21 protein-coding genes are annotated in these 17,532 nt (G+C 75.8%); 10 read left to right on the forward strand and 11 right to left on the reverse strand.

Going from position 1 to position 17,532, the window contains the following annotated elements; genetic code table 11:
• Positions 1-8: 8 nt before the first annotated feature.
• Together E9549_RS03355 and E9549_RS23965 are read right to left on the reverse strand one after the other, a co-directional pair.
• Entirely contained in the window at positions 9-293 is a 285-nt protein-coding gene (locus E9549_RS03355) for a hypothetical protein (protein ID WP_236825168.1), read from the reverse strand.
• Positions 290-1,366 carry an aromatic ring-hydroxylating dioxygenase subunit alpha gene (locus tag E9549_RS23965; protein WP_236825169.1) on the reverse strand — a complete coding sequence of 359 codons (1,077 nt, stop codon included), beginning with the start codon at positions 1,364-1,366 and terminating at the stop codon, positions 290-292. The genes E9549_RS03355 and E9549_RS23965 overlap by 4 nt, the downstream gene beginning before the upstream one ends.
• 426 nt (positions 1,367-1,792) lie before the next feature.
• Between E9549_RS23965 and E9549_RS03365 the strand changes: the two genes are divergently transcribed.
• The 3 genes from E9549_RS03365 to E9549_RS03375 all read left to right on the forward strand — a co-directional run bounded on the left by E9549_RS03365 (position 1,793) and on the right by E9549_RS03375 (position 4,044).
• A complete protein-coding gene (locus E9549_RS03365) occupies positions 1,793-2,776 on the forward strand; it encodes a hypothetical protein (protein ID WP_236825170.1) in 984 nt (327 codons plus the stop codon).
• Positions 2,777-3,076: 300 nt separating this feature from the next.
• A complete protein-coding gene (locus E9549_RS03370) occupies positions 3,077-3,505 on the forward strand; it encodes a hypothetical protein (RefSeq protein WP_236825171.1) in 429 nt (142 codons plus the stop codon).
• Positions 3,506-3,600: 95 nt separating this feature from the next.
• Positions 3,601-4,044 (forward strand): TIGR03618 family F420-dependent PPOX class oxidoreductase, encoded by a 444-nt coding sequence (locus E9549_RS03375; RefSeq protein WP_236825172.1) that lies wholly within the window; start codon positions 3,601-3,603, stop codon positions 4,042-4,044.
• Between the two features lie 62 nt (positions 4,045-4,106).
• On the opposite strand, the gene E9549_RS03380 is transcribed toward E9549_RS03375, so the two are convergent.
• The 3 genes from E9549_RS03380 to E9549_RS03390 all read right to left on the reverse strand — a co-directional run bounded on the left by E9549_RS03380 (position 4,107) and on the right by E9549_RS03390 (position 7,741).
• Positions 4,107-4,685 (reverse strand): GNAT family N-acetyltransferase, encoded by a 579-nt coding sequence (locus tag E9549_RS03380; RefSeq protein WP_236825173.1) that lies wholly within the window; start codon positions 4,683-4,685, stop codon positions 4,107-4,109.
• Positions 4,682-5,128 carry a cupin domain-containing protein gene (locus E9549_RS03385; protein WP_236825174.1) on the reverse strand — a complete coding sequence of 149 codons (447 nt, stop codon included), beginning with the start codon at positions 5,126-5,128 and terminating at the stop codon, positions 4,682-4,684. Before E9549_RS03385 ends, E9549_RS03380 begins: the two co-directional genes overlap by 4 nt.
• Positions 5,129-5,191: 63 nt before the next feature.
• A complete protein-coding gene (locus E9549_RS03390) occupies positions 5,192-7,741 on the reverse strand; it encodes a LuxR C-terminal-related transcriptional regulator (RefSeq protein WP_236825175.1) in 2,550 nt (849 codons plus the stop codon).
• A 77-nt stretch (positions 7,742-7,818) separates the two neighbouring features.
• Between E9549_RS03390 and E9549_RS03395 the strand changes: the two genes are divergently transcribed.
• Both E9549_RS03395 and E9549_RS03400 read left to right on the forward strand, forming a co-directional pair.
• The gene (locus tag E9549_RS03395; RefSeq protein ID WP_236825176.1) at positions 7,819-8,691 is read left to right on the forward strand and encodes an SDR family oxidoreductase; all 873 of its coding nucleotides are present in this window, start codon (positions 7,819-7,821) and stop codon (positions 8,689-8,691) included.
• Positions 8,692-8,856: 165 nt separating this feature from the next.
• Entirely contained in the window at positions 8,857-9,867 is a 1,011-nt protein-coding gene (locus tag E9549_RS03400) for an SDR family oxidoreductase (RefSeq protein ID WP_236825177.1), read from the forward strand.
• Here the strand turns inward: E9549_RS03400 and E9549_RS03405 are convergent.
• Positions 9,857-10,249, reverse strand: coding sequence for a DUF2200 domain-containing protein (locus tag E9549_RS03405; protein ID WP_236825178.1), 393 nt, complete (start codon positions 10,247-10,249; stop codon positions 9,857-9,859). The genes E9549_RS03400 and E9549_RS03405 overlap by 11 nt on opposite strands.
• 265 nt (positions 10,250-10,514) lie before the next feature.
• On the opposite strand from E9549_RS03405, the gene E9549_RS23970 reads away from it, so the two are divergent.
• On the forward strand, positions 10,515-10,727 hold the full coding sequence (locus tag E9549_RS23970) for a DUF1918 domain-containing protein (protein WP_236825179.1): 213 nt from the start codon (positions 10,515-10,517) through the stop codon (positions 10,725-10,727).
• 70 nt (positions 10,728-10,797) lie between these two features.
• On the opposite strand, the gene E9549_RS03415 is transcribed toward E9549_RS23970, so the two are convergent.
• The 4 genes from E9549_RS03415 to E9549_RS03430 all read right to left on the reverse strand — a co-directional run bounded on the left by E9549_RS03415 (position 10,798) and on the right by E9549_RS03430 (position 14,311).
• The gene (locus E9549_RS03415) at positions 10,798-10,986 is read right to left on the reverse strand and encodes a hypothetical protein (RefSeq protein WP_236825180.1); all 189 of its coding nucleotides are present in this window, start codon (positions 10,984-10,986) and stop codon (positions 10,798-10,800) included.
• Positions 10,987-11,008: 22 nt separating this feature from the next.
• Entirely contained in the window at positions 11,009-11,785 is a 777-nt protein-coding gene (locus E9549_RS03420) for a formate/nitrite transporter family protein (protein ID WP_236825181.1), read from the reverse strand.
• A gap of 221 nt (positions 11,786-12,006) precedes the next feature.
• Positions 12,007-12,594, reverse strand: coding sequence for an SRPBCC family protein (locus tag E9549_RS03425; RefSeq protein ID WP_236825182.1), 588 nt, complete (start codon positions 12,592-12,594; stop codon positions 12,007-12,009).
• Positions 12,595-12,598: 4 nt separating this feature from the next.
• Positions 12,599-14,311 (reverse strand): FAD-dependent oxidoreductase, encoded by a 1,713-nt coding sequence (locus E9549_RS03430; protein WP_236825183.1) that lies wholly within the window; start codon positions 14,309-14,311, stop codon positions 12,599-12,601.
• 86 nt (positions 14,312-14,397) lie between these two features.
• On the opposite strand from E9549_RS03430, the gene E9549_RS03435 reads away from it, so the two are divergent.
• A complete protein-coding gene (locus tag E9549_RS03435) occupies positions 14,398-15,252 on the forward strand; it encodes a hypothetical protein (RefSeq protein ID WP_236825184.1) in 855 nt (284 codons plus the stop codon).
• Complete coding sequence (locus tag E9549_RS03440) at positions 15,249-15,722, forward strand: hypothetical protein (RefSeq protein WP_236825185.1); 474 nt, start codon at positions 15,249-15,251, stop codon at positions 15,720-15,722. The genes E9549_RS03435 and E9549_RS03440 overlap by 4 nt, the downstream gene beginning before the upstream one ends.
• Positions 15,723-15,735: 13 nt before the next feature.
• On the opposite strand, the gene E9549_RS03445 is transcribed toward E9549_RS03440, so the two are convergent.
• Positions 15,736-16,152 (reverse strand): cyclic nucleotide-binding/CBS domain-containing protein, encoded by a 417-nt coding sequence (locus E9549_RS03445; protein WP_236825186.1) that lies wholly within the window; start codon positions 16,150-16,152, stop codon positions 15,736-15,738.
• 101 nt (positions 16,153-16,253) lie between these two features.
• Between E9549_RS03445 and E9549_RS03450 the strand changes: the two genes are divergently transcribed.
• Positions 16,254-16,577, forward strand: coding sequence for a GNAT family N-acetyltransferase (locus E9549_RS03450; RefSeq protein WP_236825187.1), 324 nt, complete (start codon positions 16,254-16,256; stop codon positions 16,575-16,577).
• A gap of 39 nt (positions 16,578-16,616) precedes the next feature.
• Positions 16,617-17,489 (forward strand): DUF4349 domain-containing protein, encoded by an 873-nt coding sequence (locus E9549_RS03455; RefSeq protein WP_236825188.1) that lies wholly within the window; start codon positions 16,617-16,619, stop codon positions 17,487-17,489.
• Positions 17,490-17,532: the final 43 nt, after the last annotated feature.

Here is a 17,532-nt window from a genome sequence, read left to right on the forward strand (position 1 = left end):
TTCCTTCTTCAGGCGGGGACGGTGGGGCGCCGTCGCACCAGCGCAGGGTCGGCGACCAGGTGCGCCGGTGGTGGGAGGTGCACGTCGGGCGGCTCGGGCAGGGCCGGGCCGCCGACCGGGTGGGCAGGGTGCGCCACGAGCCAGTCCCACAGCAGGATCGGGTCCTCGGCCTCGGACTCGGCACCGCAGTGGCAGCGGCCGCGGAGCCGGTCGGAGCCCGGGAGCCAGCCGACGCGGATCACCCGGTCTCCGGCGAGCACCTCGCGCGGCGCGGGCGGAGCGAAACCGGTCACCGGACGATCGCGCCGGTCGCCGCGCCGGCCGGGGTCCCGGAGTTCTCGGCCGCGAGTCGGGCGATCATGCGGCGCGCCGCCAGGCCGCCGGTGTCGATGTTGATCGACAGCTCCTGGTAGCCGTCCGGCTCTCCGGTGAGCACCCGTTCGAGCACGTCCAGGGCGGTGACGTCCTGGAGGACGACGGTGCGGTTGCTCTCCCGCAGGAACCCAGAGACCTCCTCGTCGTCGAGCGCGAAGTCGCGGGCGACGGCCCAGAAGTCGTGGGTGGAGGACTCGGTCTCGGGGGTGATGGCGTACACGACCTCGACGTGGAAGGCGTCGGGGTCGGTGCCGTCCTCGTCGGGCAGGACGCCGACCGGCGCGATCCGCGAGTGCAGCTTGTACAGGCAGGGCGGGGTGAACTCGATGTCCTGCCAGCGGGTGATCCGGCCCTGGATGCCGGTGCTCTTCGCGTAGAACGGCGGGCACTCGGCATCGGCCATGTGCCGGCTCACGTAGACGATCCCCGCCTCGTCGTCCACCTCGGTGGTGATCGGGGTCTCGGCGACCTCCGGCGTCCCGATGTAGCCGCCGTGCAGGTACGTCTCGTGCGAGAGGTCCATCAAGTTGTCGACCAGCAGGCTCGCCCGGGCCGCCAGGGGCTCCATTCCCGACACCGTCGTCCAGCCGGCCATGTCCAGCCACGGCGCCCGGGGGATCCGGGTGGTGCCGGCGCGGTCGGGGTCGCCGATGAAGACCCAGACGAAGGAGTCCTGCTCCACGACCGGATAGGTCTTGAGCCGGGCCGTGCGGGGGATGCGGGTCTGGCCGGGGACCGCCACGCATGCGCCGTCGGCACCGTAGGTGAAGCCGTGGTAACCGCACACCACCGTGTCGCCGACGAGATGGCTCGGCGACTCCGACAGCGGGAACCGGCGGTGCACGCAGCGGTCGCTCATCGCGGTGACGTCGCCGGAAACGGTGCGCCAGAAGAGGATGGACTCACCGCAGACGGTGCGGCTGAACAGCTCCCGCCCCACCTCGCGCCCGTACGCGGCCACGTACCACTGGTTCTGGACGATCGACGTCACCTGGCTGCTCCTCGGGTGTCGGTTGGCTGGGCCGATCGTGACCGGCGACACGAGACGCCGGACACACGCCTTCCATGTGGTGGAAGCCGAAGGTGCTCCGCTGGGCCGGCCCACGCCGTGAGGGGTCGCGCGAGGCGACGCCGGGCAGCAACCCGCGCCAGTGCTTCTCGCGCCATTCGGAGGACGGATCGCTCCACCTCGTCGTGCGCGCCCAACACGCCCGGTCGACCGAGGAGCGTCGTGACCGAGGAGCCGTTGCACGCCGACGAGGCCCGCCGAACCGCCGGCCGGACGCGCTGTCGGCGACCGCCGCGACGATGCTGGTAGCGCGGCACGATCCTCCACGGCCACACTGACCGACGCCGGATCATCGAGGAGTCAGCCGTGGCCGCAGCCTCCGACGTCCCAGAACCCCGGAGCGGATCCGTGCCGGATCTGCCCGACCTCCTGCCGGTGCTGGCGCGACGAGCTCTGGTCTGCGAGTACGCCACCCTCACCGGGGACGGTCGACCGGTGACGTGGCCGGTCACCCCGTACCCCGGTGAGGACGGCGCGACGGTGGACGTCTCGACCGGGCTGACCTACCCGGCGAAGGCCGAACGGGCCCGCCGGGAGCCCCGGGTCGCCTTGCTGTTCTCCTCGACCAGCGACGCCGAACTCCCCGGCGCGCCCACGGTGTCGGTGCAGGGGCTGGCGACCGTGCGGGACTCAGCCCTGCAGGCCAACACCGACCGCTACCTGCGCCAGAGCCTGGCGAAGCTGCCTGAGGCCTACAAGGGCATGCCGCCGTTCCTCCTCCGCCGTCTGGACTGGTACCTGGCTCGCATCTGGGTGCAGGTGACGCCGCTCCGCGTCCTGTCCTGGCCCAGCGGGCGGCTCGATCAGCGACCCGAGAGCTGGCAGGCGCCGCCGGGCACCGCAGCACCTCCGTCCGATCCCGCCCCCCGGGGTCCCTCGCTGCCCTCGAGGTCCGAGGCGCCGGCGGACTGGCGCCCCTTCGCCGACCGGGCCGACCGGCTCGGCGTCCCCGTGCTCACCGTCGTGGACGCGGATGGATGGCCGCTCCCGGTGCGTTGCCGGAGCGCTGAGCGCGCAGCGGACGGCTACCTCCTCGTGCCGCCCACCGGCGTCCACCTCACCGGAGGACCGGCCTGCATCACCGCGCACTGGCACGCGCCGGACATGAGCCAGCAGGAGAACGTGGTCCTGCTCGGTACCGCGGAACCGGCCGACGACGGCCGCGTCCGGGTCCGGGTCGTGCGTGCGCTCAGGGACTGGAGCCTCACCGGCTCACGGCTGGGCAGGACCCTCGGCTTCCTCGCCAACGGCAGAACGCTGCGACCGCGACTGCAGCAGGAGGCGATGCGACGCGGGCAGGCGCCCCCCGCCGTCAACCTGCCGAGATCCTGACCCTCTCCGCGGGGACTGCCGGGTCCGGCCGGTCCTGGTGTGACTCGGGCCGGCTCGAGCGAGGGCAGCTCCGACCGGGGCACGGACCGGGGACCGACCTCTCGGTCGTTCGGCGGTCCGGGCCGGGAGTCGGCGCGATGGGGGCGATGCCCAGACGGCACCTCTCCCCCGGAACTGGTCGTGCGTGCAGCGCCGCTGGATCACCGGGACGGAGCTGCTGGAGCCCTCCTCCGAACCGGTCCCGGCTCCTACGATGCAGCCAGCATCCCCGATGACGCTCACGAACGGACGGTGCCGGCCGTGGACCTGCCCATGCTCGCAGCCGCCACCCTATTGGCGGGAACGGCGGCGTACGGGGCCCGAGTGGGAGCGCGCGAGGAGATCGCCGGGGAACCGTTCGGATGGCGGCTCCCCGGGCGGGTGGCTCGGCACCAGGCATGGGGCTACGGCTCCGGCACGATGGCGCCCTGGCCGATGCCGGTCGCGGCCCTGGCCGCGGCTGTCAGGGCCGGTGGAGGATCGGAACAGCCTGCCCGGGTGTGCCTCGCCATCGGATCCGTCTGCCTGATCGGCACCGTCGTCGAACCACAGACCTGGGGGCGTCGCTCCACCTCGCGCGCCGCGACCGTGGCCACGGCGCTGCACCTGCTCTCCGGCACGGCACTCGTCCTGGCGGGTCAGCGCGCCACGCTGGCCTCTCGCCGCTCCCGGTCGGTGGTCAGAGCCTGAGCGTGCCGCGTCCTGCCCCAGCGGGGGGCCGACCTCTCCGGTGGTGGGCCGGTGGAGTCGGCGGTCCCCCACGCGGCGTCGTGCCGCAGTGCGGCGTGACCATCCTCGACGACGTCGCGGCCCTCGCCGTCCGCGAGGAGCACCTCGCGGTCGTCTCCACGCTGCGAGCCGACCCGGCCATCCGGTCGTCGGTGGTCAACGCGGGGTTCCTCACCCATCCTTCGACCGGACGGCAGGCACTCGCGTTCGTCACCTCCGGCCGGGTCAAGCTCGCCGATCTCCGCGTCCGGCCGCAGGTCACCGCGACGTTCCGGCACGGCTGGGAGTGGGCGAGCGTCGAAGGACGTGCGGAACCGGCTGGACCCGACGATCCGCAGCCGTGGCTGGCCGACGCCGACCGGCTCCGCCTGCTGCTCCGCGACGTGTTCACCGCTGCGGGCGGCCGGCACGACGACCGGGAGGAGTACGACCGCGTGATGGCCGAGGAGCGACGCACCGCCGTGCTGATCGACCCGGTCAGGACCTACGGCGACAGCTAGCGGCGGCACCGCTTCCCACGCCAGGACGCTCCACCGTCCCTCCTGGCGGCAGGGGCCGGAGGTCACAGCCGACACCCCGGCGGGAGGAGTCGGCGCCGCGCAGCCCTCACCATGCGGATCTCCCGCACCCCGCCCTCCACCTCCACCGTCCCGTCGGCGAGGAAGCCCTGCTTGCGGTAGAACGCCTGGGCTCGAGGGTTCGGGTCGGCCACCCACAGCGCCACGGGCTCTTCCGGGTCGACGACCGCCCGCAGCAGCGCCGGCCCGGCGCCCGTGCCGTGCTCGCCCGCCACCACGTACAGGACGTACAGCTGCCGCCGCCACGGCGCCCCGGCGTCCAACGGCGGGCCCGACATGGCGATCCCGATCGTCTCGCCGCTCCGCAGGGCGACTGCCACGCGGTTCTCGCGGTAGCGCCCGTCGGTCAGCGCGGCGGTCCAGAACCGCGCCCGCGCGGCGAGGAAGCCCGGGGCGTCGAGCACCGCATCGGGCATCACTCCCCGGTACGTCTCCTGCCAGCACTGCACGTTCACGCGCGCCATCTGCGCGCCGTCGCCGGCCTGAGCCGGGCGAACGGTCAGGCCGGGCCGCGCCGCGGCCACGGCCGGGGTGCCGCCGTCGGCCGTGCCCGGTGGGCTCATCCGCCCGCGAGCGCGACGCCGTGGCGGCTGGTCACCGAGCGGATCGCCGTCATCGACTCCTCGATCGGCCGGTCCAGCGCGACGGTGCCGGCGAAGTCGGCGAAGAACCGCCCGGCGCCGTCGCCGGAGGTGATCACCAGGAGCCGGGCGGATCCGCCGACGACCCCGAAGGTGGCCGGCGTACCGGCGGGGACGACGACCAGCCCGCCGGGCTCCACGTCGTAGGACGTCCCGTCGACGACGGCGGTGATCCGGCCCTCCAGCAGGAACAGCACGCCGGCCCACGGCGAGATGTGCGGCGGAGCCATCGGCCCCGCGGGCGCGACCACCTCGAAGACCTCGAAGGTGCCGCCGGCGTCGTGGACGGTGGCCTTCGCGATGTGGTCGCCGTCGATCATGCGGTGGTGCCGGCCCTCACCGGGCCGGACGTGCACGGTGCTCATGTCTCCTCCTCAGGGTGGGAGGACAGCCTCGGGCGGCGGAGCAGCCGGCTCGCGAGTAGTGCGCTACCCGACCCCGAGGACGTCCGCCAGCGCCGAGCGCTCGGAGACGCCGAGCTTGAGGCCGGCGCGGTAGAGGTGACCCTCGACGGTGCGCACCGACACGGTCAGCCGCGCGGCGATCGCCTTGTTGGACAGCCCCCGGGCGGCCAGCGCGGCGATCTCGCGCTCGCGGGCGGTCAGGGGCAAGGGGCGGACCGCGACGGCGAGTGCCGGCGTCCGGGCACCGGACCGGCCGGCCGTCCTCTCGGCGAGGGCGGCGGCGTTGAGGGCCGACCCCGGCCGCCCGTGCCGGCGGTGCAGGTCGGCGGCCTGGGCCGCCGCGTCGCCCGCGGCGACGAGGTCGCCCAGTCGGGCCCAGGCGTCGGCGGTCGCGAGCAGCGCCTCGCCGTCCTGGTCGGCCCAGGCCCGGGCATGGGCGAGGGCCACCGCCGCCCGAGGGCCGAGCTCGGCGAGCGCTGCCAGGCGGGGCAGCGCCGCAGCGGCCTCGCCGAGCTGGACCGCGGTCTGCCAGGCCAGCACCTCGTAGGCGGGGGCGCCCGACTCGCGGGCGAGGTCGGCTGCCGCGGCGGCGTGGCGGAGCGACTCGGTCGCCGCCCCCGCCGCGGCTGCTCCCCACGCGAGCGCGAGGAGGTCGTCGGGCGCGTGGAGCCGGTAGGCCGGATGCCCTCCGGTGACGATGCCGGCCAGCAGCGGAGCCGCCGGCGCCACCTCACCGGCCTGCGCCCAGGCCGTCGCCAGCAGCGTGCGGCAGCGGAACCGGAACTCGTGCCCCGAGTCCGCCAGCCCGCCCCACGCCTCGCGCAGCAGGGCGAGCGCGTCACCGACCCGGCCTCCGGCGAGGGCGGCGTGCCCGGCGACGACCAGCCCCATCAGCCGGGCCGGGCCCGGGAGGTCGGCCGACGCGGCCTGCAGGCGCCGGGCCTGCCCGTCCGCCCGGTCCGGCCTCCCGGCGAGGCGGTGCCCGAGCACCTGCAGGTCCGCGAGCCCGAACCCGGGGATGGCGGTGGGCACCCGGTCGGCGGTCAGCCCACCCACCACCGCGGCCTCGTCGAGCAGCCCGACATCCCCGGTGACGGCGGCGGCCGCGGACACCGCGGAGGCGACCAGGATGCGAGCCAGGTCGTCGGGCAGCTCCTCGTGCAGCAGCTCCCGGCCGCGGGCCAGCACCGGCGCGACCTCGCCGCCCGCGGCGGCCAGGGCGAGGGACATGCCCACCACGTGGAGCGGCGCCGCCCCGGTGGCCTCGGCCGCGGCCAGGGCCCGGCGGGCGTCGTCGGGCCGGGCCAGCGTCCAGAGCAGGTTGCCGGTGCGGTGGAGCTGCGCACGCGCGCGCGTCCCGCTGTCCGGTGCGCTCCCGGCGAGCCGGTCGAGGATCGCCTCGGCCTCGTCGCCGCGGCTGAGCCAGGACAGCGCCGCGGCGTGCACCAGCCGGGCTGCGGGGTCGCCGGTCGCGGCGGCCGCGCGGGCGAGCCGCTCGGCCAGCGGCAGGTCGTACACCCGGGTCGCCGCCTCGGCCGCCCGGAGGAACAGCCCGGGTGCCGGGGGCAGATCGGAGTCGAGCGTGAGCACCGCTCCGGGGATCGGGTCGGTCGCGACGTCCAGGGTCCGCGCGACCCGGCCGCGCAGGCGGCGCGCACGCAGGGTGCCCATGACCTCGCGGCGGACCTCCCCGTACAGCGGGTGCGCCAGCCTGGCGACCAGCCCGTCGGTGCGCACCAGTCCCCGCTCCTCGGCCGCCTCCAGGTCTGCCGGCGAGGTCAGCGCGGACAGCGTCGCGACCGCCACCGGCTCGGCCAGCGCGACCAGGTCGACGACGTCCTGCACCCCGGGCGCGAGGCGGCCGATCTGCTGCTCGAGCAGGTCGACCAGCTGCGGCGAGATCGCCGGCTCGCTGGTCCACCGCCAGATCCCGGACGCCGGTGCGAACCGGCCCCCGGCCACCTCCCCGGCCAGCAGGTGCCGCAGGAACAGCGGGCTGCCCTCGGTCAGCCTCCACAACCGGCGGGCGGACCGCGATTCGACCGGGCCGCCGAGCACCCGGGCGACCAGGCCGGCGGTGGCTGCGGCGTCGAGGGGTGCCAGCTCCAGGCGCGGGAGGTGGTCGTCCTTCCACAGGGACGTCACCGTGTCCGGGGCCGGCTCCCCGGTGCGGAGGGTGACCAGGACCGGCGCCAGCCGCCGCACCACCACGCGGTGCAGCACGATCGCGGAGTGCTCGTCGAGCAGGTGCGCGTCGTCGACGGCGAGAACCGGGCGCGGCTGCCGGGCGAGCGCGTCCAGCGCCCGGCCGACGAGCTCCCCGGCGTCGCCGGCCGGGACGTCGAGCAGGCCGGCGAACGCGCCGAGGGGGTACGGCCGGGCGGCCAGGCTGCCGTGGGCCCAGACGACGGTCGTCCCCCGGTGCCCGGGAGCGGCCAGCGCCTCGCGGGCCAGCCGGGTCTTCCCCACCCCCGGCGGGCCCGCGACGACGATCCCCACCGCCCCGGGCCGGAGAGCCGCCGCAACCTCGCACAGCTCCTCGTCCCGGCCGGTGAGCGGCCACGGCCGCTCCATGGGGGTCAGGCTAGCGATCCCCGATCGGGTACCGCACTACTCGCAGCCCCGGCGCCGGTCCGCGCGAGGGTCGGCGCATGAGCACCGGATCCGTCCTCGTCACCGGCGCCGGCCGCGGCATCGGCCGGGCCGTCACCGTCCGCCTGGCGCACTCGGGCTGGCGGGTCTTCGGCGGCGTCCGCGGCGACGTCGCCGCCAAGAGCCTGGCCGCGGAATCCGACCTGATCACGCCGGTCGAGCTCGACGTCACCGTCCCGGAGCACCTGGTGGCGCTCGACCGCGTGCTGCCCGAGCGGCTCGACGCGCTGGTCAGCAACGCCGGTGTCGCGGTCGCGGGGCCGCTCGAGACGCTGTCCCGGGCCGACATGCACCACCAGTTCGACGTGAACCTGGTCGGGCCGCTCGCGCTGACCCGGGCCGTGCTTCCCCGGCTGCGCCGGGCCCGGGGCCGGGTGGTGTTCATCTCCTCGATCAACGGCCGGGTGTCCTTCCCGTTCACCGGGATCTACAACGCCTCGAAGTACGCGACCGAGGCCGCCGCCGACTGCCTGCGGGTCGAGCTGCGCCCCTTCGGCGTCCAGGTCGGCCTCGTGGAGCCCGGCGTCATCGACACCGACCCCTGGCACGGCATGGACCAGCTCATCGACGAGCTCGAGGCGAGGCTCGCGCCCCGGGATCGGGAGCTGTACGCACCCCACTTCGCCGGCGAGCGCCGGTTGACGGCGAAGCTCCGCACGAACGCCAAGCCGCCCGAGCTGGTCGCCGCCGCCGTCGAGCGCCAGCTGACCCGCCGGCGGATGCGGCCGCGCACCCTGGTGGGCGCCGACGCCCGGGCGATCCTCGTCATGAAGGTGCTGCTCCCGGCCCGCGGCCTCGACGCCCTCTGGGCCGAGGGCATCGGTGTCCGGCGTCCACGACGGACGCCGGTCGCGTCCCCGGCCGTCCCCTGACCCGCGGACCGCCCGTCCTCCGCGCGGGATCGGTGCAGCGAGCAGCCGGGCGACGGTCTCGCCCGGGTCCGCAGCAAGCCCGCGGCAAGTGCGCCGCAAGCGGGCCGGTCGAGGCTTGCGCACGAGGCCGGGAGGGACCCGGCCCGCAGCACGAGAGGCACCGCCGTGGCCCAGCCCCCCGTCCCCGTCCTCGCCGGCCCGCTCCCGGCCGGTACGCCCGTCCTCGTCATCGGCGCGACCGGCCAGGTCGGCCGCCAGGTCGTCGCCGCCCTGCTGGCGCGCGGCGCCACCGTCCGTGCCCTGCTCCGCGATCCCGAGGGCGCCGACGTGCCCGCAGGCGTCGCGCGCGTCCGCGGCGACCTCCGCGACCCGGCGTCGCTCCGAGCGGCGCTGCGCGGCGCCGGGGCGGCGTTCTACGTCTCCCCGCACGAGGCCGACGAGCGCGCCCTCGCCGCCGCCGTCGTCGCCGCGTGCGAGGCCGAGCGGGTCCGGCTGGTCTTCGTCGGCGTCCACGTCCACGCCCGCAGCCGCTGGCGGGCGGCCCTGCTGCGCGTCGTCTTCGGCCGGATCCTGCCGCACTACCGCGGCAAGATCGCCCTGGCCCGCGACGTCGCCCGCTCCCCGCTGCGCCCGGTCATGCTCGTCCCGGCCAACTTCATGCAGAACGACGAGGTGTTCGCCGAGGAGATCCGCGCCGGCCGGTTCGTGACGCCGCTCAGCGACAGGGGCGTCAACCGGGTGGACCTGCGTGACGTCGGCGAGGCCGCCGCCCGGGCGCTGCTCGACGGCGACGTGGCCCCCGGTTCCTACGACGTCGCCGGGCCGCGCGCCGTGGGCGGGAGGGAGTCGGCGGCGGTGTGGGCCGAGGCCCTCGGGCGTCCGGTGGCCTACCTCGGGGACGACGACGAGCTCATGGCGCGGACCTTCGCCCGCTACCTGGACGGGCAGCGTCTCGCGGACTGGACGGCGTCCTTCCGCGTGCTGCGCCGCATCTCGATGCCGACCTCGCGCCGGGAGCTCCGCACCACGAGGAAGCTGCTCGGCCGGGAGCCGCGGTCCTTCGAGACCTACGTCCACGACACCGTCGCGGCGTGGCGGGCCGCCGGTCTGCTGGACGGCTCACCGGCCACCGCTCCCGGCGCCGGCGCGTCCCCGCCGGTCGGCCTCACCCGGTAGCGCGGGCCTGCACCGCGGTGCTGCTGTCGTGACCACCCCGGAGCACCTTGCTCATCGGCCGCCCCTTGGCGATCTCGTCGACGAGCTTGTCGAGCATGCGGATCTTGCGCATGAGGGGATCCTCGACCTCTTCCACGCGGACCCCGCAGATGCTGCCGGTGATGAGCGCGGCGTGGGCCGTCATCGCCGGTGCGCGGTCGAAGAAGGCCGCGAAGTCCACCTCGCCCTCCAGCGCTGCGGCGAGGCCTGCGGCGTCGTAACCGGTGAGCCAGCAGATCGCCTCGTCGACCTCCTCCCGGGTACGGCCCTTGCGCTCGACCTTGGCCACGTAGTGCGGGTAGACGCTGGCGAACGGCGTGGAGAAGATGCGGTGTGCGGGCACGGCGGGGCTCCCGGGGTGCAGCTGCAGCGGCCTGGTCCCCGGGACGCTACGCCCCTCGACCGACCTGACCAGCAGCACGACCTGCCCTGGTTCCCCGCGCCTCGCGTCGGCGGCGGCCACGGTCCCTCCCGGGGCAGGGTCGGAGGTCCGTCCGGGCCAGGGTCCATCGGCGGTTACCCGCCCCGGCGGCCTCGGCCACGCTGACCCTGCGGGAGGCTCGCCCGGGCCGAGGCGCGAGCCCGCGTCGAGCACCGGGGAGGCCGCCGTGCGGGTACGGGTGGGTGACCGGCTGGTGGTGCACAGCCGGCGGGTGGACGACGGCGTCCGCGAGGGGGAGGTCGTCGAGATCCCCCACGCCGACGGCAGCCCGCCCTACGTGGTCCGGTGGCTCGACGACCAGCGCACCAGCCTCGTCTTCCCCGGCCCGGACGTGAGTCTCCGCCCCGACGAGCACGCGACCGAGCGGGCGGGGGGCTGACGCGCCCCGCACCGCCGGTCAGCGGCGAGCGCGGTCGCGGAGCGGGCCGGAGCGGCCGGGCGGGGCGGCGCTAGTCGGAGACCTCCTGGGCCTCCGGGTCCCCGGCGGAGACGAGGACCCGCTCGGCCATCGCGGCTTCCAGGCTCTCGGTCAGCAGGTAGGACACGCCGGCGACGAACGGCGCCAGCGCCCACACGGCGAGGTGCGAGAAGAAGGCACTCAGCAGCGTCGCGGCGCCCAGCCCGACCAGGACCGACACGCTGCCTCCGCGCCTCACGAGGTCACCCGCTCTTCGCCCGGGCGGTGTGCGTGACGGTGATGAGCAGCACCCCGCCCAGCAGGTTCCCCACCGTGGCCAGGCCCAGGTTCGTGGCCACGGCTCCGTAGCCGACGGCGCCGTCGAGCCACACACCCAGCAGCAGGTGCAGGGCGGAGACGACGACGTGGTCGAACGGGCCGAGAGCCAGGAAGAAGCCGACCATGTAGGCCAGCAGGATGCGCCCGGTCACCGTGTCGACGGCGTTGAGCATGTACGAGAGCAGGGTGATGAGCGCCCCGGCCAGCACCGCGCGGACGAGGGTGGCCGCCCAGCCCTTGCTCGCGATCTCCTCGGCGACGCGCGAGAGGGTGTGCGTGGCCTCCGAGGGGAGCGCGCCGTCCACGGTTAGCAACGCGACCAGCAACCCACCGCCGACGAGGTTCAGCACGAGGGTGACGCCCCACAGGCGCAGCAGCCGGGTCCACGGATGGCGTTCGCGGTGCTCCACCGCGGCCGCGACCGGGTCGAAGAAGTTCTCGGTGAAGAGCTCCGACCGGCCCACGACCAGGAACACCAGCCCGATCGCGAAGGCCAGGGCGCCCGCCACCCTGCCCACACCGGATGCGGCGCTCTGTGCGACGAGCCCCTCCACCACGCCCAGGGCGATGATCCCGAAGATGATCGTGACCCCGGCGATGAAGGCGGTGGACACCTGGTCCAGCAACGAGAGCGAGAGCCGGCGGTCACCCTCGTCGGTCGAGCGCTCGTAGATGCTGTCGGGGTTCGGGGCCACGCCCACGGGTGCACGCTCCTCTCACGGAGGACGCCCTCCCGCGATGCACGGACGCCCGTCCTCGCGCCGGGTGCCGTCGTCGACCCGGCCTCCTGCTCCCTCGGGTTCTGGGAGCGCGCAGAACCTGCCCGACGGGTCCGGCGGTCAACCCACGATCCCGGTCGCCGGTATCCGGCTCGACCGCTGTCTCCGGGCGGCCCGGCGCCTCCCGCGGCGCGGACGCGGCGTCACGGTCGCAGGGGCCGCCTGCGCTGTCCCCTCGCTCCCGACCGCCGGAGCAGCGCCCGGAGCCCCAGCGCCGCCGCCGGCCACACGGCGGCCGCGACCACCGCCGGTGCCAGGGCGGGCTCGCAGACCGTCGGTGCCAGCAGCCGCGTGCCCAGCCGCTGCGCCAGCGCCGCGCCACCCTCCTCCATCAGCGCCCGGTGGTTCCAGACGAACACCGGGCGGGCCACCGGTGAGAGCAGCCGCATCCAGAGCAGCTGCGGCCGCACCTCCCAGTCGAAGGCCACCAGCGCCCCGCCCTCGACCGCGCTGACCTCCCACCGGCCCTCGCCCTCGACCCGGCCGGTCACCGTCGTCCGCACGCCACGCAGCGGGTCGTCCCGCAGCACGCGGGCCTCGAACTCCATCCGGTAGGGCAGCCGCGTCCGGAAGACGAACCGCCACACCTCGCCGTCGCCGGTCGGCACCGGGGTGACGCTCTGCACCGACGGCCACCACTCCGGCCACCGTTCGACGGCGCGCACCACCTCGCGCGCCGCCTCCGGGGCCGCCGCGACCCGCCACTCGTCGCGGAACACGTAGGCGGCCACGGGATCAGCCCTGCCCCGCGGCGGCCCACGCGAGGTACTGGTGCACGAGCGCGACGGCAATCGCCCCGGCACCCACCCCGGAGGCCACCCGCTTCACCGAGCCGGCCCGCACGTCACCGGCCGCGAAGACGCCGGGCACGCTCGTCTCCAGGAACATCGGCGGCCGGTCCAGCGGCCAGGCCGGCGTCGCGCCGCCGAGGTCCGGCCCGGTGAGCACGAAGCCGGCCCGGTCCTTCGCGACCGCCTCGCCCAGGCACCCGGACGCCGGCGTGGAGCCGATGAGCACGAAGACGGCGTCCGCACGGAGCGTCCCCCGCTCCCCCGTGTCGAGGTCCTCGACGACGACCTCCTCGAGCACCTGCCCGCCCGACCCGCCGACCAGCTGCACGCGGGAGCGGACGTCGATGTTCGGCGCCTCGTCGATCTCGTGCACCAGGTACTCCGACATCGTGGTCGCCAGGCCCCGGCGCACCAGCACCGTCACCTGCTCGGCGTAACGGGCCAGGTGGACGGCGGCCTGGCCCGCGGAGTTGCCCCCGCCGACCACGAGCACGTGCCGGCCCGTCATCGCCTTGGCCTCGCTCACCGCCGCGCCGTAGAAGAGGCCGCGCCCCTGGAACGCCTCCAGGCTCGGCACGTCCAGCCGCCGCCACTCGGCCCCGGTCGCCACCACGACGGCGCGGGCCCGCAGGGTCGCGCCGTCGGAGAGGTGCACCCGGTGCTCGCCGTCGGCGCTGGACAGCCCCACCATGCTGCGCGACCAGAGGAAGGTGGCGCCGAACGACCACGCCTGCTGGTAGGCGCTCGCGGCCAGCCGGTTGCCGCTGATGCCCCGCGGGAAGCCGAGGTAGTTGCGGATCAGCGAGCTGGTGCCGGCCTGCCCGCCCATGGCCAGCGGCTCGATGACCAGGGTGCGCAGCCCCTCGGACGCCGCGTACACGGCGGCGCTGAGGCCCGCCGGCCCGGCACCCACCACGACGACGTCGAAGAGCGTGCCCTCGTCGACCGGTTCGAGCACCCCGAAGGCGGCGGCGATGTCCAGCGCGCTGGGATCGGTCAGCACCGGCACCTCCGGGCGGAACCGCAGGACGACGACCGGCAGCGCGGGCCGCTCCAGCCCGAGGGCCGCCAGCATCTCCCGGCCCTCGGGTGCGGAGGCCTCGTAGAAGCCGACGGGCACCCGGTTGCGGGTGAACATGTCCCGCAGCTCCTGCGAGCGCGGCGACCAGCGCTCGCCGATCACCTGCACCGCCTCGTAGCCCGAGCCCTGCCGGGCGTCCCACTCGGCGAGCAGCTCGGCCACCGAGAGGTGGAAGTCCTCGTCGCCGGCCCGCTCCGGGCGGTAGAGCCACCCGTCGAGCCGGCCCAGGGTGATCGCCTCGAAGATCGGCGCCGCCGTCTCGAGGTCGCCCCACCGCACCAGGCAGGCCCGCACCGCCCCCGGCGCCAGGGCACCCGCCCGGTCCAGCACGTCGAGCCCGCCCGGGTCGTCCGGGCCGAGGCCCGCCAGGACGAGCGCGACCGGCGTGCCGCCGTCCCGCAGCTGCGCGATCCGCGCGGCGACGTCGTCCCCCGGGTCGCACACCGCGACCGCGTAGTCGGCGCCGTAACGCCGCCCCAGCTCGGCCCCGACCTGCTCCCGCACCGGCGGGTCCCGGCTCACCAGGACGAGCGCCGCTCGCGGGGTGACATCGCTGTCGGGCTCGGACGCAGCCACGTAGCATGCCTAGGGCGTCACCGCACGGGGGTCAAGGGACATCGGGCTCACGCTCGTCCCGTCCTCCACCGCACCGAGGTCTGATCATGACCGGTCCGTTCGGCTCCCGTGCCGTGCTCCCCGGCACGCGCCGGATGCTGCAAACGTTCACCGCGCTCACCCTGCTGGCATTCGTCGCGCTCTTCATCGGCTCGTCGCGCACCGACGAGTCCTTCGCCTGGACCATCGAGCCGCCGGCGACCGCCGCGTTCCTCGGCGCCGCCTACGCCGCCGGGTGCGTGCTCGTCGTGCTGTCACTGCGCACCCCGGTGTGGGCGCACGTCCGCATCCCGTTCGCCACCGTGCTGGTCTTCACGGTCCTCACGCTGGCCGCCACCCTGCTGCACCTGGACCGCTTCCACTTCGGGGCCCCGGGCCTGGTGGCGAACGCGGCCGCCTGGTTCTGGCTGGCCGTCTACATCGCGGTGCCGGTGGGGATGCTCGCGATGCTCGTCGCGCAGGAGCGGCTCCCCCACCCCGACCCGCCGCGCCGGCTGCTGCTGCCCTCCGGCCTGGCCACCGTGCTCGCGGTTCAGGGCGTGGTGTTCCTCGTCGCCGGGGCGGTGCTGTACGCCGCACCGGCGACCGAGTCGGCGCTGTGGCCCTGGACGCTCACCCCGCTGACGGCCCGGGCGGTGGGGTCGTGGCTGCTCGCCTTCGGTGTCGGCATCGCCCTGGCCCTGCGCGACCGGGACCTCGACCGGCTCCGGCTCGCCGCGGTGGCCTACGCCGTGTTCGGCGCCCTGGAGCTGGTCGTCCTCGCCCGGTACCCCGACGTCGTGCGGTGGGACTCCGCCGCGGCGTGGGTGTACGTCGTCCTCATGGTCTCCACGCTGCTCAGCGCGGGGTACGCGCTGCGCCGTCTCCGCGCGGCGCACCCGGTCGGGGCAGGGTCGGCGTGAGCCGGGCGCACCTGTGGCGGGGGGCGCTCGTCGGCTACGCCGCCAGCCGCACCATGGACGCCGCGACCGCGGTGTTCCACCGCCGGCAGGACGACGCCTCGCGCGCCCGGGAGGAGGAGATCGCCCCCGGCGGGACGCTGGTGCAGCTCGGGAAGCAGCTGGGCGCCGCCGTGGGCCGCGACCTCGACGACGGGGCGGCGGGCCGCGTCGGGCTGGTGGTGCACCGGACGTTCGGGGTGCTCTACGGGATCACCGCCGCGGCCCTCGTCCGACGGGGGTTGCCGCCGATCGTCGCCGGGCCGGCCGTCGGGACGGCGGCGTTCCTGCTGGTCGACGAGGGGACGGCGCTGCCCACGCTCACCACCTACCCGCTGGTGAGCCACGCCCGCGGGGTGGTCGGGCACGCCACCTTCGGCCTGGCCGCCGGGGTCCTGCTCGCTCTCGTCGACGACGGGCACAGGCGGCGGTGACGGCGTGACCCCGCTACGCCGCCGGCCGGCCGAGCAGCGCGCGGCACACGAGGGTGAGGTCGACCAGTCCGAGCAGCCTGCCCTCCTCCACCACGGGCAGGTACTGGAGCTCCTCGGACAGCATCAGCTCGGCGGCGTCCGCCACGGTCATGTCCGGGCCCACGGTGACGGGCACCGGGCGGTGCAGGTCGGTGATCCGGGTCTCCTCCGGGTTCCGGCCGTCGGCGACCGCCTGCGCGATGTCGCCGTCGCAGAGCAGCGCCACGGGCCGGCGGCTCTCGGGGTCGTTGAGCACCACCAGGGCGCTGTCCCGCGCCCGCTTCATCAGGTACGCGGCGCCGGCGATGTGCGCGGTGCTCTCCACGGTCGTGACCGGGGGGCGCATCACCTCGCCCACGGTGAGCCGTCCGGCTGCTGGTTGCTCCGACATGGCGGTCCCTTCCGGGAGGGGTGGGGACGACGGCATTGTGCCGCTGATGACCGGCCGGCGGGACCCGTGCGGCGCCCCCGGCCCCGGGCGGAGGGAGAGACGTGACCACGAGTGCACCGGTCGTCGTGGACGACAGGGCGGCCGGCCGGTTCGAGGTGCTGGTCGACGGGCAGGTCGCGGGGTACGCGGAGTACCGGCGGCGGGGGCCGTCGGTGGCGTTCACCCACACCGTCGTCGAGCCGGAGTTCGAGGGCCGGGGCGTCGGCTCCGCCCTGGCACGGGGCGCGCTCGACGCGGTACGGGCGGAGGGGGCGTCGGTGCTCCCGTTCTGCCCGTTCATCCGCAGCTGGATCCAGCGCCACCCCGGCTACGCCGACCTCGTCCCCGAGGCCCGCCGGGCGCAGTTCGGGCTCGCGCCCGGCTGACCGGCGGAACCGTTTCCGCCGCCACCCCGTCCACCGGGCATGGACGCCGTTCCCGCCCGCCTCCTCGCCCCGGCCGTGCTCGCCCTCGCCCTGCTCGCCGGCTGCACGGGCCCCTCCGGCGGCGAGTCGGGGAGCGCCGACGGCGCCACCGGCGGTGGCGCGGTCGCCCCCGTCCCCGCTCTCCCCGGCAGCGGCGAGGCCCCCGCCGACCGGCAGGTGGTCGCCACCGCCCACACCTCGGTGTCGGTCGCCGACCCGGCCGACGGCGCCCAGCAGGTCAGCGAGCTCGTGGAGTCCGCCGGGGGGCGCGTCGACGAGCGCACCGTGCAGTCCACCTCCGGCCCGGACGGCGTCGAGGGTGCGGTCGCCGACCTCGTCGTGCGGGTGCCCGCCGATGCGCTGACCGGCGTCCTCGCCGACCTGGCCGAGCTCGGCGACGTCGAGGACGTGTCCGTGTCCCGCTCCGACGTGACCGCCACCGTCGTCGACCTCGACGCGCGCATCTCCGCGCTGCAGGCCTCGGTGGCGCGGCTGCTCGCCCTGCTGGCGGACGCCGCCACCACCGAGGCCCTGCTCGAGGCCGAGCAGGCGCTCTCCCAGCGCCAGCAGGACCTCGAGTCGCTGCAGTCGAGGCGGGCCGCGCTGGCCGACCAGGTGGAGCTCTCGACGCTCCGGGTGCACCTGCAGCCCTTCGGCGTCGCACCCCCCGGCGGGCCAAACGGCTTCCTGGACGGGCTGGCCACCGGCTGGCGGTCCCTGGTCGCCGTCGCGGGCGGGACGGTCGTGGTGATCGGCGTCGTCCTGCCGTGGCTGGCGCTCACCGCGCTGGTCGCCGCCGCGGTGCTGGTGCCGCTCCGCCGGTCGCGGCGGCGGGCCGCTGCCCCGCCCCCGGCGGCGGCCACCGAGGGCTGACCCGCGCCGGGCGACGTCGAGCCGGGTGCGCACGCGGCTGGAC

The organism is Blastococcus sp. MG754426, from assembly GCF_021699055.1.
Classification (GTDB): Bacteria; Actinomycetota; Actinomycetes; order Mycobacteriales; family Geodermatophilaceae; genus Blastococcus.

What these genes read in the sequence shown, in the direction of transcription:
- E9549_RS03380 (WP_236825173.1), bottom strand. Translation starts at nt 4,685, where the DNA reads ATGAGCCCACCGGGCACGGCCGACGGCGGCACCCCGGCCGTGGCCGCG.
- E9549_RS03385 (WP_236825174.1), bottom strand. Translation starts at nt 5,128, where the DNA reads ATGAGCACCGTGCACGTCCGGCCCGGTGAGGGCCGGCACCACCGCATG.
- E9549_RS03390 (WP_236825175.1), bottom strand. Translation starts at nt 7,741, where the DNA reads ATGGAGCGGCCGTGGCCGCTCACCGGCCGGGACGAGGAGCTGTGCGAG.
- E9549_RS03395 (WP_236825176.1), top strand. Translation starts at nt 7,819, where the DNA reads ATGAGCACCGGATCCGTCCTCGTCACCGGCGCCGGCCGCGGCATCGGC.
- E9549_RS03435 (WP_236825184.1), top strand. Translation starts at nt 14,398, where the DNA reads ATGACCGGTCCGTTCGGCTCCCGTGCCGTGCTCCCCGGCACGCGCCGG.
- E9549_RS03445 (WP_236825186.1), bottom strand. Translation starts at nt 16,152, where the DNA reads ATGTCGGAGCAACCAGCAGCCGGACGGCTCACCGTGGGCGAGGTGATG.
- E9549_RS03455 (WP_236825188.1), top strand. Translation starts at nt 16,617, where the DNA reads ATGGACGCCGTTCCCGCCCGCCTCCTCGCCCCGGCCGTGCTCGCCCTC.